The organism is Bacillus sp. bc15, assembly GCF_900142585.1.
In the GTDB taxonomy this organism is placed as follows: domain Bacteria; phylum Bacillota; class Bacilli; order Bacillales; family Bacillaceae_G; genus Bacillus_A; species Bacillus_A cereus.
On record NZ_FRBJ01000008.1, the window covers coordinates 110,070 to 125,058 of the forward strand.

Below are 14,989 nucleotides of genomic sequence, written 5' to 3' on the forward strand. Positions count from 1 at the left end.
AAGTACAATTTTTTTACAGTAAAAAAGGTAGGCGTATAATACGCCTACCTTTTCATCATTCTGTTTCTTTCTTCTTATTCAAGTACCAATACACCGGCAGTCCCGTAAATACAATTCCAATCGATAAGAAACAACTTACTGGATCGTTAATAATCGCACTACCAATTACAAAGAACGAACCTAAAATCGCTACGATTGGTACGATTGGGAATAACGGTACACTATATGCACGCTCTTTATTCTTATTACGTTTTCTTAAAATGAAGACACCAATAAACGTCATTACATAGAAAATATAAATAATGAATACGGAAATCTCAGATAGCTTATTTGGATCACTAATAATCATTAAAATAATTCCTAAAATGATTTCAACAGTAATCGCATTTGCTGGTGTTTTAAATCTCGGACTTTCCTTTGCAATAAACTTAGAAAATGGAAGTTGTCCACGCTCTGCCATAGACATTGGGATACGTGGAAACGTTAAAATCTTTCCATTTAAACAGCCGAAAATAGAAACGATAATACCGATACTAATAATTTTCCCGCCATATTCTCCAAGTAACATACCCGCAGCTGTCGCTGTCGCATTTTCTCCAAGGTCTACAATTTTCGCTGCTGGTAATACATTTAATAACGCCAAGTTAATTAATACGTAAGCAGCCGTTACGATTAAAATCCCCACTGTCATTGCTTTCGGTAATAACTTTGTTGGATTCTTCATTTCTCCGCCAATCGAAGCAAGTAAAATCCATCCGTCATAAGCAAATAACGTTGCTAAAATTGCCATACCGATACTTTGATTTTCTGATATCGGCACTACTACGTTAAAGATATCGCTATTCCCTTTCCAAAAACCTAGCACGACAATTAATATGATCGGAATCATCTTCCCGATTGTCGTGATTGTTTGGACGATACCTCCGTATTTTGTTCCCATACTATTTATAACGCCAAGGAACACAACTGTTCCAATTGCAATTGGTAAATTCCACACTTTATCTAAATAGAAAAAATTAATCATTAAAGAACTAAAGTATAAACCTAATGTTCCGATAATAGCAGGTCCATAAACAATTGTTTGCATCCAACCTGATAAATATCCCCAAAAACTCCCGTAAATCTCCTCTAAATACGTATACAACCCACCATTTTTCGGGATTTGCGCTCCAATTTCAGCTACTGTTAAACCACTTGCTAGCGTCAACAGACCACCAATTACCCAAGCAAGAATGGCCATATTAGAACTCCCCGAGTAATCTAATACGCTCCCTGGTTTCATAAACACACCAGATCCAATAATCGTTCCTACTACGATAGAAAGTGCTACTGTTAAACCAATTTTGTTCTTCTCATCATGATGCATGCTGCGTATCCTCCTTCCAATCCTAGTGTGATGCAAAAATGAAATAAAAAAACACTCCTCCCTAAAAAAGGGACGAGTGTTGTATTCGTGGTTCCACCCTTGTTTCAATTCGTAAAGTAACACACTTCACCAATTTCTCAAGTCTAAATAACGGTTTTTGCCGGCAAGCAATTACTAGATGTTCGTTCACTGCTGCAGTTCAGAGGTGGTAATCCATTTTTCCGTATTAGGAAGCTCACAGCCAAAGGCTTCCCTCTCTGAGAATCGTAAAAAATTGATCGTGTCCTCATCATCACTTCTTGATGTCGAATTTTGTAGTTATTGTTCATTATATTGAATTGTTAGAAAAAATCAATATATTTTTTTATATAACATAGGAAATATTTCTCTTCTTATATTATAACAGAAGGTACGACACTTCTCCATTTCCCTAAAAATGGTATAATCTATTTAGGAGGTGCACCAATAATGATTGCTGTCTTTTGTATCATCGCTACGTTTCTCTCTGTTCTATTCGCTATCATGCATCGGCACAAGTATCCTGGTTATAGCATTTTAGCGGTAGCTATTATACCAGCTGTTTCCTTCTACGTATTGGGTAAATATCAATATACGGAAGTGTTTATCGGTTTTGCAATCTTCTACTGCATCTTCGGATACATACTAACAATGAAAAGAATTTTATTGAATCATTAAAAGGGACCGATTTCTGCTGACAGAAATCGGTCCTCGCACGTACCTTCCGGTTGCCCACACGAAAGATACGACTTCATTCAATTATTTATCTTCTTTTTTCATAAAAAACTTATGGTGCGGTAAATCAACATTCAATGCCTCTAATTGTTTCTTTTCATTGTCTAAAATCGCTTTTGCTTTTATTTTTGTTGCTTCATCTAATCCCGCAAAGATATCTTCACGCTTCTCTTTCTCTGGAAGTTTCACACCTAATTTTGTTAATTCTTCTTTTGCTTGCTCATGCGTTAATTTTCCAGATTTCTTTTGCTCTAAAATTGACTTTGCTTTCTCCTTCGCCTGTTCATCTAAGTTAGCAAACATGTCTCCATGTTTATCTTTCTCCGGCATTTTCACGCCTAGCTTTGTTAATTCCTCTTTTGCTTGCTCATGCGTTAATTTTCCAGATTTCTTTTGCTCTAAAATCGACTTCGCTTTCTCCTTCGCCTGTTCATCTAAGTTAGCAAACATGTCTCCACGCTTACCTTTCTCCGGCATTTTCACGCCTAGCTTTGTTAATTCCTCTTTTGCTTGTTCACGTGTTAGTTTTCCGGATTTCTCTTGCTCTAAAATGGACTTCGCTTTTTCTTTCGCCTGTTCATCTAATCCTGCAAACATGTCTTTACGCTTCTCTTTCTCTGGAAGCTTTACACCTAGTTCCTCTAACTGTTTCTTTGTATCGTCCATAATTGTTTTTAATTTTTGTTTTGTAGCGTCATCCAAATCCTTTTTCGCCGTTTTTGCAGGCTGATCCACTGCTGGAGTATTCGTTGCCGCGAATGCCGGAATGCCGACTCCTCCAATGATTCCGAATGATAACGCACCTGCAATCGCTAAATACCCAACTGTTTTCTTCTTCATAGGAAATTTCCTCCTTCATATTTCTAATGCATGTACACTTTCGTATACAATGCCTATAGTAATGCCGGTTTCTTAACATTTCCTTAACGACTAAAAAAAAAAACACCGCTCGTAATGAGCGGTGTTTCTCTATGCTTTTTGTAATTGTAACTCTTCACGTTCCATTATTTTTCTTAATACAATTGTTTGTGTCATTGTAAATAAGTTACCTGTTATCCAGTACAACACAAGTCCTGATGGCGCCGCAAACCCCATAAATAGAATCATTGCCGGCATCATAATTTGCTGCATCTTTAGCATCTGTACTTGTTCTCCAGATGTAATATTCGATTGGAAAACTTTCATCTGAATAAATGTCGTTAACGCTGCAATAATCGGTAATATATGATATGGATCTGCATGTCCTAGGTTCACCCATAAAAACGAAGATGTGCGAATCTCTTCCGTTCTGCTAATCGCATAATACAAAGCAGAGAAAATCGGCATTTGTATTAATAATGGCCAGCAACCAGCAAGTGGATTCCAACCGCCTGATTTCATTAGTTCTGACATTTCTTTTTGATACTGCTTTTGTTTTTCAAGGTCTTTGCTTACATCACCGTACTTTTTCTTTAGCTTCTGCAGTTCAGGTTGCATTTTCTTCATTTTCGCTTGACTGCGATATTGCGAAACAGCTAATGGAATCATTGCTGAACGAATAACGAGCGTCATAATAATGATGGCAATCCCAAAGCTAGCTCCAGGTATATGATGAGCGACAAATTGAATCATAAACGAGATTGGATATACAAAATAATGATCCCAAATCCCAGTACTATGTGCATCAATTGGGGCTGCATTACTGCAACCAGATAAAACAAAAACAAATAATAATGATAAACTAACGAGCACAGCTCGGTATGATTTTAACATGTTCATTCCTCCAATGTTTCGTAATTATTTAGCGAAACATTGGTGTATACGGACCGACCTCGTCATTCTCTTCACTTGATTCTTGTCTGCGTACAGAACGAATCATTCCATATTTATAAAAAATAGAAAATAGCGGTACATTTCCCGCACTATCTTCACATGTATCAACTAGCGCAAAAGCTCTTTGTCTACCGCTTGATGCTTGTTGACGCACAAAGCGAGAAACATTAGCAAGGAAGAAAACTTCTAATAAACAAAGTGCCGTCGTTACAAACGATATATATAGAATTGCATCCTGCAATAAAAATTCCATCGCTTCACATCCTTAATAAGGTCATTTTAGCACATTAGGCAAACATTCTCTATTTCCTTTTATTTTCAAAAAAAGTATTTTGCATATTTTCTCAAGAAAATAATAATTAAGAAACGTTGTATTCGCTTTCTTTAGTATATTCACGCACCTCAATGAATAGGCTTGATTTATTAGAAATTTATAAAATTTTTGCATTATAATAAAACTATTGCCAGTTTTTGAAAAAACCTTTATTCTCTTCTTGTAATCAAAAATGAATATGGAGATGAAACATACTATGGGTCAACTAGGAGACGCCGATTACGTTCCCGACACCGCCTTTTTATCCTTCCCAGCAGCTAAAACATTTCACTTAGAATTTATGATACAGTTGGTTGTTATTTTTATAGCTTCTATTTTGTATGCAATTTCTATGAATATGTTTTTTATCCCGCATAACATGATTAGCGGTGGATTCGCTGGTGTAGGGATGATTATCGGTTATTTAATGCACTACAATATCGGTGCACTTATCTTTTTACTAAACATTCCTCTTCTTATTTTAAGTCACTTTTACTTAGGCAAGAAGACAACCTTTTTAACAGCTTACTTTGTAGCTGTATCATCGTTAGCGATGAACATTATCCCTGTACACCAGGTTTCAGACGATATTTTACTATCTTCTGTATTCGGTGGTGTAATCTGCGGAGCAGCTTCCGGAATCATATTCCGATTTGCTTCTTCAACAGGTGGCTTTGATGTTGTTGGATTGATTGTAGCGAAACATCGAGATATTTCAATTGGAGCAATCATCTTTGTATTCAACTTAGTCTTACTTGTTGCAGCAGGTTTTATTTTCGGATGGGATATTACACTTTATACGTTAATTAGCCGGTTTGTAGTCAGCAAAGTTATCGATGCTGTGCATACGAAACATATTAAATTAACGATAATGACAGTTACAGAAAAAGGTGAGGAAATAAAAAGCGCACTACTACATCACGGCATACGCGGGGTGACAATGGTAGACGCTGTCGGCGGCTATACAAACCATAAGAAAAAAATGATTTACACTGTCGTGACTCGCTATGAGTTAGGCGAAATGAAACGTATTATCCGTCAAGTGGATAACAAAGCATTTATGAACATTACTGAAACAGTTGAAATTGTCGGCCGTTTCAAACGCATATAAAAAAGGTTAATAAATTAAAGGGCATAACATATTAGTCATATATAATATGTTATGCCCTTTGTTATTCAACTCACGTACCTTTTAGCATAATAAAATCACTAAGTTTATTACTACAAATCGGAGGATAGCATCCCATATACAATACTATCTGTCCATTCATCTTTATTCCAAAAATCTTGTATGAAATGGGCTTCCTTTCTCATGCCTATTCGTTCACACAATTTTTGTGAAGCTGTATTACGTGCATCAAGATTAGCCTGTATACGATGTACATTAAATTCATTAAATAATTTCAATACCAAACTACTTACTGCTTCTGTCGCCAAACCTTTCCCAGCTACTTCATTTGAAAAACTATAACCAATCTCAACAGTGTCTTTCATATTTGTGTACCATACGGATAAATCACCAACTACTTTAGTTTTGTATATAACTGCCAAACTTAATATTGATTCTTTAGTAAGTACATTATTTGCTAACTTCTTATTAAATCTTTTCTGCATGTCTTCATGAGTCCACTTATTATGTAATAGGAACTTACATGTATCATCACTATTATAAATAACAAATACATCCTGTAAATCAGTACTCTTAAAAGGTCTAATTATTAATCTTTCTGTTGTGAACTCCAAGTTAGCTCTCCTCCCTTACATTCATACTATAAAACATTTTTTATAGTATTTAAGCCTCCTTCTTAGATCTCACCTTTATTACATATTTCATCATAATAAATTAAAATCCTTCTTCCACTAAACTGCACCGTTAATGGTATTTCCTTGCGCTTTTTATTTTTTACACTTATTACAAAATCAGATAATTCTATTATTATGTCTCTAAATGTGTTATAATGAAAGCAGACTCACAAAAAAAGAGTATATAGACTTGGAAGTTTCTCTTATTTTACAAGCAAAAAGAAACGAGCAGTCGGGTATATTTCAGACACCATACACGTAACGGTTTAAACAACCGATCATCTTAGTTACTCTTCAATGATCTTTTTATAAAAAGATACGTACAATTAAAACTCACTTCAATATACTATACCTACCTTTTTGACTTCCAAATCATCTTATTACATAAGGAGATGAACATATGAATCAATATATAAGATATACAATAGCTGTCCTGTTTGCTATTATCGGCGGAACAATCTGCTTCTGGACAAACACACAGCTTGGAGAGAATATCATTTTTAATGGAATCGAAACACTTGTAAGCGCTTCAATTTTAGGTGGATACATTTACTTCCTCTTCAATCCAGAAGAAAATGCTCAAAAAACAATGTTATTAACAATGATCGGAATCGTTGGTGGATGTATTTCCTACTCAATGACAAACTATACATTACCACTTCAATTAAGCTCAGCTTTCTTCCACGGTCTATGGACTTGGTTCATTGCATTCTGCCTAGCAGACGTATTCAACCTATTACAAGACAATGAAGAAGATAGCGGTCGCCAAATCGAAAGTAACTCTTAAGCTGGAAGATACTCTTCCAGCTTTTTTATGTTGGTTTGCATATCCCCGCATCACGATAAAAAGAAGTTACCCTCACGGCAACTTCTTTTCCATATACCCCACTTCGTATTCACTAAAATATATCGATTGTTTCTCCACTTATATCAACGATTTTTTCATTATATCGACGCTTCGACACAAGATATCGATTTACCGACATCCTTCGACACTCAAAACGCACAACATACCCTATCCCCCAAGCAACTTACTGCCGAACTCTACGATTAAAAAGATAATTAATAGGATCGCGAGTATCTTTAATGCTACATATGCCACTTTAAAAACAACATAAATGAGCAAGACTATCAAAATAATTGATAAGATTTCCATATTTACTTCCTCCAAGCTTTGCTCTTCTTATCTCATTTTACTCGCCCTAGGCTGTTTATGGAACGGCATAAGATGACATATAAAAAAGAGGATACCTCACCCATCGTAAGATACCCTCTCTTTCAGCTGCTTAAACCATTCTCTTTCTAATTGTAAATATCCCATCTCACTCTTCTCGGCGCTCTTTAATTCTTGATCGGCTTTCTTCATATAAGTACGGGACGCTTCCATATTGCCCTCTACATATTTAATAATTCCTTGTGTACGGTAATATCCACTTAGGTCCATTTTTGTAATAGCCTTTGCATGTTCCTGTGCTTCTTGCAAAGAAAGACTATCCATCTGATAAAGGGCTTTATATAAAAGGTACCAACTATGAAAACTACTAACGAAAAACTTATTTTCTTTCGTTACAGGTAGTTGAACAATTCGTTCTATATACGGTATCGCTCTTTCCATTCCCTCTTGATCTGCACGAGCAAAAAAGACGAGCATAAGTCTACTCATTATCTCCCTTATCCCTTTATTCTCTTTTATTTTCTCCTCACTCAATTCTACTAATCTTTCATCCCAATCTTTCGGTCTTTTATAACTAAATAACTCACTCGATATTTGAATCTCATATAAGTGATTTCTAGCTCTTTCATCACCTTTAATTAAAATAAGAAATTGCATCCCATCACTCATAAGCATTCCTTTTATCGGCACAATTGTAACCGCAAAGATTGCAAAATGGAAAAAGGAAAAATATAAAAGATATTGATAATAACTCACCATGTATATGTAACCGGAAGTAATACCAAATAGTAAACTCGTAATCGGTCCACCTAAAGTGAGCCACGCCCACTTTTTCGAAAGATTCGGTGTCTCTATAGAAGGTGGTACTAGTGTTGCAACGCCTCCAAAGTACGCCCATAATTTATTTTCTCGAATGCGTAATTTTCCCTTTTCTTTTTGAATAGTAATGGGTCCTACTGTCATAAATTTAAATGTTAAACCACCTATTACACCAAATACTACATGTCCTAGCTCATGAATGGCTAACACTAACAATGAAATTCCAACTATTGCCCATAGGTTCAAAATTACTTCTAATTTCCCAGTTCGGATTACTCCGTATAAAATGGACAGAATTAGCGCCACTGTCATTGAGCCAGCTGGCCTTCTTAAAATATCCACCTTTTTCTCCCCTTAATAAATCATTTTTCTCTGCATTTCGTACATGAACTTCCCGAGATGCAATATCCAAATAAATGAGATTAAGCCAATTAATACAAAATCGATATCACTAGCAGCTGTATATATAACGGCAGCCCACCATACATATGCCAATATTGTATTCGTAAATTCATACGCTTTATATCCAGCCTCATGCACAATGTGCTTTAATCCTTCATCTGCATTTTTCGTCCACATTTTCATAGATTCCATATACGTTACACCTTGTTCAGGATATAGCTTATTATAACGATTTTTTGTTATGAGTCCGATAGTTACTACAGTAGTTAAACAAACAATAGAAGCTACTAAATTCCACACCGCAAATGAAACATTTGTATCCTGCAACAGTGCACGTCTACATGTAATAACTGCATATACAAACCATGCCTGCGTAACTATATCACCTACACGTAAATATATACTTATAATGCCTAATTTTCTGCCTTGTACGCTCTCTTCTTCATCGCGTGCCTCTGCTAACATACGTGTATTCTTCCAAGTATAGTACATCATTAAGATTCCAAAAATAGTACATATACCTATAAATGTATTAGATGATAATTTTCTCGGTTCATCCGAGAGTAAATTTAAAGCTATATAAGACGTTAAAAAGCCACCCATCATACTTACTGCTATTTTCCCCACAGAATCAAATTGTTTTTTTCGCTTACTCTTCATCGTCCTCTTCCCCCTCTACTAACGTAAATATTTCCTCCACTGGTACATTGAAAATTTGCGCGATTTTTAAAGACAATACAATAGATGGTGCATAATCCCCACGTTCAATTAAACTAATCGTTTGCCGTGATGATCCAATTACTTTTCCTAAATCCCCTTGTGATAAACGATGCTTTGCTCGCAATTCCCTCACTCGATTTTGAAGCTTCATGTCTTCCCTCTTTTTCATTTATTTAATTAAAATTGTAAATAATATCCTTATTTTTGTCAATTATAATTGTCATTACGACTATAATAATTGACAAGATACTTATTTCTTATCCTGTATCAAATTCCTATAAAGAATGTAAAATGTGCATTAAACATAGTCTTAACAATAAAATAAAAAAGGCAGTGCTTTTGCACTGCCTTCCTAAATTCTGACATAGAATGGATTTCATATTAGCTTGCGTTTTGTAGTAATACTCGTTTTAACTGCTTACGGAAACGAATACCTAACGTAACCGCTACAATCACAATAACTCCAAAAATGATTTTACCGATATGACCTTCTAGCACTCCAAAGATATCATGTAAATTTCCACCTAACCAGTAACCACCGATTAAGAAGAATGATACCCAAAATAGAGCGCCTGAATAAATTGTAATGGCAAAACGACGGAATGGTAAATTAATAATTCCTGCAAAGTATCCTGTGAAATGACGTACACCAGGAATAAAGAAACCAATAAAAATTAAGAAGTACCCATACTTATCAAACCACATTCTCGTTAAGTCAATTTTTCTTTGTGTTAAAAATACGTATTTCCCATACTTTTGAATGAAAGGCATACCTAATTTATTTCCTAAAAAGTATTGAATCGTCATTCCTACACTTGTCCCAATAAAGGATAGAATAATTAAAATCGGTAAACTTAAATCACCCTTATGTGCTAAAAATCCCGCATATGCTAACGTTGGCTCTCCCGGAAACGGAAGTGCAATATATTCTAACAGCAAACCTACAAGTACAACATAGTACCCGTATTGCTGAAATAATTCATGAATCCATTCCATGTCATCTCTCCTTTCAATCACGTACAACTTCTTACTATTATTGTATAAAAAAATTGTCGAAATAACTATCACAATAGCTTACATTTTTATTACATTTTTGTAAGGGTCACACTAATGATTTCCGTTCTTTATTAAGTAGCTAAAAGCATTTTTCAAGTCGAAATAACAAAAAGACGCATTAATAATATGCAAATTTTATCCATTTTTTAACACTGAAAAACCTTTCTTATTTTGTTCTCAATAAAAAACCACCACAAACTCATGCTAACTTCATATTAGCTTCATATACGTATTGTAAGATTATATCGGAATTTGTTGAAAAATTTAACTAATATATGACTAAGCATTAATTTGAATAAATATAAGTCGTTTTTCGAAATTGAAAAAAGGGTGAATACGAAATGGAAGCATATAAAATGCACGATTTTATTAATACAAATGTTGAATCTCATCAAAATGAAACCGTTTTTAATTTACACATATGTGAAACAAGTGAATTTGACGTAAGTTTAACAAAATCTACAACACTATCTTTTATCGTTTCAAAAAAGAATATTAAAATTGTCACGAAAAAATGGACTAACTCAAACCAAGAAAGCATGATTGGCAAAAGCTACATCATTCCAACGAAAGCTTTTCACTATTTCTTACCAATTATTTCTGAAAATGAAGATGAGCTAAATATTCAAGTTCAAAGTTTTGGACTACGTGGTGAGCTTTTATTGAACGAAAGATTACTTATTGATAAAAACAACAAACACAACAGCAAAATCACTACATTCTTTGAAACATTAGATGAAAATGTAAATAAAGCATTACGAGGATTACAACTTCATTGTATGTAAGACTATTACGATAGTAAAAGGAGAATAACAATGAAAAAATTATTATTAAGCGCACTATTATCATTAGGATTTTTAACTCTTCCATTCGCTAGCGCAGAGGCCGCTACAACGAAAGATCAATTAATTGTAGACACTCAGTTAAATAAAATGGATTATTATCAGGATGGCAAATTTATAAAAAGTTTTACTGTCGCTACTGGAAAAGCTGCAACGCCTACACCTAAAGGCACTTTTCAAATCGTAAATAAAATTAAAAACCGCCCTTATTATACAGGCAAAATTAAAGGCGGGGATCCACGTAATCCACTTGGTGACCGTTGGCTTGGATTAAATATGGCAGGAACTTACGGAACAACTTATGCGATTCACGGAACTAACAATAATCAAGCAATCGGCAAATGGACAACACTTGGTTGTATTCGTATGTATAATAATGATATACACTGGTTATTTGAGCGCGTTCAGCAGCAAGCTACTGTCACTGTCAAATAGCCTAAAAACAAGATTTATGTGTAGCCAAGAATTTTATGTCTTGGCTTATTTTATTTATTCATTTACAGTAGCAAAACAACTGTATTTACATATATAATAGGAATAGATTTGATTAGCTAATATCTAAACATTGATAAACGTAGATATTAAAATTATACAGTTATAATGTTTTATAAATTTTATAATACATACTATAATAGAACTACTGTAATTCTGAACTATTCAGTAACACTAAACTATTCCCCTTGCTACCTTCATGATTATTTTATAGCGGGGGCTTATTATATGTATAAACAATCTGAGTCACTCGAAAAATGATGAATTCGAATATTGCAGTAAAAAGCGTTATTTAGGAGGTGTTACTATGACGCATATACTGGTGATTGAAGACAACCCAGATATACAAGAACTTATTCGTGAATTTCTAATGGCACAAAACTTTACCGTTGATGTAGTTGGTGCTGGAACAGAAGGTATTCTTCTTTTCCAAAAAAATTCATATGATCTTGTCCTCCTCGATGTAATGTTACCAGATATAGATGGCTATAGTATTTGTAAAATTATGCGAGGACAATCTGATGTACCAATCATTATGTTAACAGGCTTACATAATGAAGAAAGTGAAATTAAAGGATTTGAGTTAGGTATTGATGACTATATTACGAAACCGTTCCATTACACTGTATTTATTAAGCGTGTAGAGGCTGTATTAAGAAGGGCAGCAACGAAGGAAGCAGAAGCTGCAACTATACTACAATTCCATGAATTGATGTTAAACTCTACAGCATATGCAGCTTATGTTCATGGTAATCAAATTGAATTGACAACAAAAGAATTTGAAATTATTTATACTTTACTGCAAAATCGAGGAAAAGTATTATCAAGAAGTGATTTGTTGAATAAGGTATGGGGCTATGAACATTATGGTGATGTAAGAGTTATAGATACACATATTAAAAACCTAAGAAAAAAATTAGGAATTACTTATATTAAAACGGTGAAAGGTATTGGCTACAAAATCGAATCGTAGTAAAGACAACATCACCAAAAATATTTTCATCAAAACCTTATTATTTTGTATTCTTTTATCACTTTGTCTTTATCAAATTATTTACTTTCTAGCTTCAAACTACGATAAAGAACGTTTTGCGAAAGAAAATGGAACGCCGACTACAGAACAGGCGGATTCAGATAAGCAAAACGATCAAAGTAAAACGAATCAAAATAAAGCTGTGTCAGAAGGGAACATTTCTAATTTCCAATCTTCTATTGTAGATTATAAATCTCTTTCTGCAGCTATCAATCACCTTTTGCAGCCTAGCCAAACTGCAAAAGCAAAAGAACATACACAAAACCTTTCGGGGAAAAATAGCACTTCTAATCAGCTTACAGAAGCAGAAAAGAAAGCCGCTAATAATGATGCCTTACATACACAAAATGCAGCAAGTAAAACAAATGATACAAATGATAATCCAAAGTTAGCAGATGCGTTGCAGCAGTTAGCTCCACAGGTTGGCGCGACAATGCTTGCATTATCTCTACTCGGATCTTTAATGTACGCAAAACTAATTGCTAAACCTTTTCAATATATGAGCGATGCTTTAAAAGATATTATGAATCTTGATTTCTCAGATAAAAAGCTACTTAACAAAAATACAGATCAAACAGATTTTAATTTGTCAGTAGCCGCTTCACAAGTACCAAATATTGTGAAGAATTTACATGAAAGCAATCAAGATTTAAGAAATGAGCTCAAGAAGGAACAACAATTAGAACAATCTCGTAAAGAATTTATGTCTATGGTATCCCATGAATTAAAAACACCCATCGCAGCCGTTATGGGACAACTAGATGGCATGATTCACGGAATTGGAGCTTATAAAGATAGAGATAAGTATTTGAAACGTTCCTACGAGATGATGCAAGACATTAACATATTAACGGAAAAAATGTCGGAATTATCCAAAATACAAAACCCTCAATTTAAACCGAATTTAGAAGTCATTTCTTTATCTAATATTATTGAGGATGTTATAAAGAAAGTAGATTACTTTGTATCTGTAAAACAATTAAATGTACAATCTAATATTAAACACGACGTACAAATTTTAGCTGATCCTAAATTTATTCAAACTGCTATTTTTAACATTATTTCAAATGCAATTCATTATACAATTGACCATCAGCACGTATATATAAAGCTTTATGAAAAACCAAACGGTTACGCATTAGAAGTATTGAATACAGGTTCACAAATTGATGAAGATAAACTTGCTCATTTATTTGAGCCTTTCTATCGCGCAAACCCTGATAAACACGGTTTAGTACAAGGTAGTGGTCTTGGATTATATATCGTGAAACAAATATTAGATAAACATCAGTTTCCTTACGGGATACAAAACACAGCTCAAGGTGTAAAATGCTCCATTGTATTCCCAAAAGCAATGTAACATTCACTATAATTACATACCCCAAACTCATACTTCATGTGTGAGTGGCGGAATTTTGTAGAGTGTCTTACTCTGTTTCGTTCGCCCGTTATCCTTATTTGGATAGCGGGCGTTTTTTATTACTTAAAAGGAGGATTTTTTATGGATAAGTTTAAATATTCATTGCTCGTTTTATTCGGTGCTTGCAGCTACGGCATACTTTCAACTATTTTCAAACTCGGATTCATAAATGGATTTTCAGCACATCAACTATTAGGGGGACAATATGTCTTCGGATGGATTGGACTATTTCTACTCGTTCTTTTCTTTTCACGTCATAAAGTAACAAAAAAACAATTCTTTTCATTACTAACCGTCGGAACAACAATGAGTATGACTGGGATTTTCTACGCTATTTCTGTAGAAGAACTACCCGCATCTATCGCTGTCGTCCTACTCTTTCAGTTCACTTGGATTGGTGTCATTATCGAAGCGATTGCAAATCGAACCTTTCCAAGCCGCGATAAGATCATATCTATCCTTATTTTATTTGCTGGTACATTGTTTGCAGGTGGTGTATTTGAAGGCCTCGGACAAAGTTTTTCTACGAAAGGGATTATCTTTGGACTATTAGCTGCAGTCTCTTTTTCATTCTATGTTTTTGCAAGCGGACGCGTTGCTACAGATGTTCCCCCTTATACGAAAAGCTTTCTCATGACAACAAGTGCGACTCTTATCGTATGTCTATTCTTCCCACCAACCTTTTTAACAGATGGTGCCCTCCAAGCCGGTCTATGGAAATATGCTTTCTTCCTCGGATTATTCGGCGTTGTTGTACCTGTCATTTGTTTTTCAATCGGTGTACCAAAGGTTGGAACAGGACTCGGTACAATATTAGGTGCAGCTGAATTACCAACTGCTATTATCGCTTCTATTACACTTGTACATGAAGTCGTAACATTCATGCAGTGGATTGGTATTATTTTTATATTGGTTGGGATTTTCACTCCTCAGCTGCTTACGGCTAGGAAAGAAAGGAAACACAATCGCGTGCATAGCGCTTGA

18 protein-coding genes and 1 other annotated feature are annotated in these 14,989 nt (G+C 34.6%); of the genes, 8 read left to right on the forward strand and 10 right to left on the reverse strand.

Annotated elements, in window-relative coordinates; translation table 11 throughout:
- Positions 1-55: 55 nt before the first annotated feature.
- A complete protein-coding gene (locus tag BUA87_RS22490) occupies positions 56-1,366 on the reverse strand; it encodes an APC family permease (RefSeq protein WP_023523356.1) in 1,311 nt (436 codons plus the stop codon).
- A 65-nt stretch (positions 1,367-1,431) separates the two neighbouring features.
- Positions 1,432-1,668: a binding site (T-box leader), on the reverse strand.
- A 166-nt stretch (positions 1,669-1,834) separates the two neighbouring features.
- On the opposite strand from BUA87_RS22490, the gene BUA87_RS22495 reads away from it, so the two are divergent.
- A complete protein-coding gene (locus tag BUA87_RS22495) occupies positions 1,835-2,062 on the forward strand; it encodes a hypothetical protein (RefSeq protein ID WP_000562237.1) in 228 nt (75 codons plus the stop codon).
- An 81-nt stretch (positions 2,063-2,143) separates the two neighbouring features.
- On the opposite strand, the gene BUA87_RS22500 is transcribed toward BUA87_RS22495, so the two are convergent.
- From BUA87_RS22500 to BUA87_RS22510, 3 genes are all read right to left on the reverse strand, one after another.
- Positions 2,144-2,959 (reverse strand): hypothetical protein, encoded by an 816-nt coding sequence (locus BUA87_RS22500; RefSeq protein ID WP_072940876.1) that lies wholly within the window; start codon positions 2,957-2,959, stop codon positions 2,144-2,146.
- Between the two features lie 129 nt (positions 2,960-3,088).
- Positions 3,089-3,871 (reverse strand): membrane protein insertase YidC, encoded by a 783-nt coding sequence (yidC, locus tag BUA87_RS22505; protein ID WP_000920525.1) that lies wholly within the window; start codon positions 3,869-3,871, stop codon positions 3,089-3,091.
- A 28-nt stretch (positions 3,872-3,899) separates the two neighbouring features.
- Complete coding sequence (locus tag BUA87_RS22510; protein WP_000394930.1) at positions 3,900-4,184, reverse strand: hypothetical protein; 285 nt, start codon at positions 4,182-4,184, stop codon at positions 3,900-3,902.
- Positions 4,185-4,461: 277 nt separating this feature from the next.
- Between BUA87_RS22510 and BUA87_RS22515 the strand changes: the two genes are divergently transcribed.
- Positions 4,462-5,355: a YitT family protein gene (locus BUA87_RS22515; RefSeq protein WP_000530043.1), complete on the forward strand. Its 894-nt coding sequence runs from the start codon at positions 4,462-4,464 to the stop codon at positions 5,353-5,355.
- A 110-nt stretch (positions 5,356-5,465) separates the two neighbouring features.
- Here BUA87_RS22515 and BUA87_RS22520 read toward each other — a convergent pair whose 3' ends face one another.
- Positions 5,466-5,987: a GNAT family N-acetyltransferase gene (locus BUA87_RS22520; protein WP_000397314.1), complete on the reverse strand. Its 522-nt coding sequence runs from the start codon at positions 5,985-5,987 to the stop codon at positions 5,466-5,468.
- Positions 5,988-6,447: 460 nt separating this feature from the next.
- Here BUA87_RS22520 and BUA87_RS22525 point away from each other — a divergent pair, with 460 nt between their 5' ends.
- Positions 6,448-6,834 (forward strand): DUF3938 domain-containing protein, encoded by a 387-nt coding sequence (locus BUA87_RS22525; protein WP_001077773.1) that lies wholly within the window; start codon positions 6,448-6,450, stop codon positions 6,832-6,834.
- Between the two features lie 228 nt (positions 6,835-7,062).
- Here BUA87_RS22525 and BUA87_RS22535 read toward each other — a convergent pair whose 3' ends face one another.
- From BUA87_RS22535 to BUA87_RS22555, 5 genes are all read right to left on the reverse strand, one after another.
- Positions 7,063-7,203 (reverse strand): DUF3985 family protein, encoded by a 141-nt coding sequence (locus tag BUA87_RS22535; RefSeq protein WP_000404758.1) that lies wholly within the window; start codon positions 7,201-7,203, stop codon positions 7,063-7,065.
- Positions 7,204-7,299: 96 nt separating this feature from the next.
- The gene (locus BUA87_RS22540; protein ID WP_071714580.1) at positions 7,300-8,352 is read right to left on the reverse strand and encodes a zinc metalloprotease; all 1,053 of its coding nucleotides are present in this window, start codon (positions 8,350-8,352) and stop codon (positions 7,300-7,302) included.
- Positions 8,353-8,394: 42 nt separating this feature from the next.
- Positions 8,395-9,102: a DUF3169 family protein gene (locus tag BUA87_RS22545; RefSeq protein WP_000837721.1), complete on the reverse strand. Its 708-nt coding sequence runs from the start codon at positions 9,100-9,102 to the stop codon at positions 8,395-8,397.
- Positions 9,092-9,313, reverse strand: a complete 222-nt coding sequence (locus BUA87_RS22550; RefSeq protein ID WP_000776173.1) for a helix-turn-helix transcriptional regulator — start codon at positions 9,311-9,313, stop codon at positions 9,092-9,094. Before BUA87_RS22550 ends, BUA87_RS22545 begins: the two co-directional genes overlap by 11 nt.
- A 230-nt stretch (positions 9,314-9,543) precedes the next feature.
- Complete coding sequence (locus BUA87_RS22555; RefSeq protein ID WP_000454754.1) at positions 9,544-10,158, reverse strand: DedA family protein; 615 nt, start codon at positions 10,156-10,158, stop codon at positions 9,544-9,546.
- 401 nt (positions 10,159-10,559) lie between these two features.
- Here BUA87_RS22555 and BUA87_RS22560 point away from each other — a divergent pair, with 401 nt between their 5' ends.
- The 5 genes from BUA87_RS22560 (at position 10,560) to BUA87_RS22580 (ending at position 14,989) form a co-directional block, all read left to right on the forward strand.
- Positions 10,560-11,003, forward strand: coding sequence for a DUF3978 family protein (locus BUA87_RS22560; protein ID WP_000388762.1), 444 nt, complete (start codon positions 10,560-10,562; stop codon positions 11,001-11,003).
- Between the two features lie 30 nt (positions 11,004-11,033).
- Positions 11,034-11,495 carry a L,D-transpeptidase gene (locus tag BUA87_RS22565; protein WP_000735058.1) on the forward strand — a complete coding sequence of 154 codons (462 nt, stop codon included), beginning with the start codon at positions 11,034-11,036 and terminating at the stop codon, positions 11,493-11,495.
- Positions 11,496-11,859: 364 nt separating this feature from the next.
- Positions 11,860-12,525 (forward strand): response regulator transcription factor, encoded by a 666-nt coding sequence (locus BUA87_RS22570; RefSeq protein WP_000148834.1) that lies wholly within the window; start codon positions 11,860-11,862, stop codon positions 12,523-12,525.
- Complete coding sequence (locus tag BUA87_RS22575) at positions 12,503-13,945, forward strand: sensor histidine kinase (RefSeq protein ID WP_000201961.1); 1,443 nt, start codon at positions 12,503-12,505, stop codon at positions 13,943-13,945. Before BUA87_RS22570 ends, BUA87_RS22575 begins: the two co-directional genes overlap by 23 nt.
- 141 nt (positions 13,946-14,086) lie before the next feature.
- Positions 14,087-14,989, forward strand: coding sequence for an EamA family transporter (locus BUA87_RS22580; protein WP_000357148.1), 903 nt, complete (start codon positions 14,087-14,089; stop codon positions 14,987-14,989).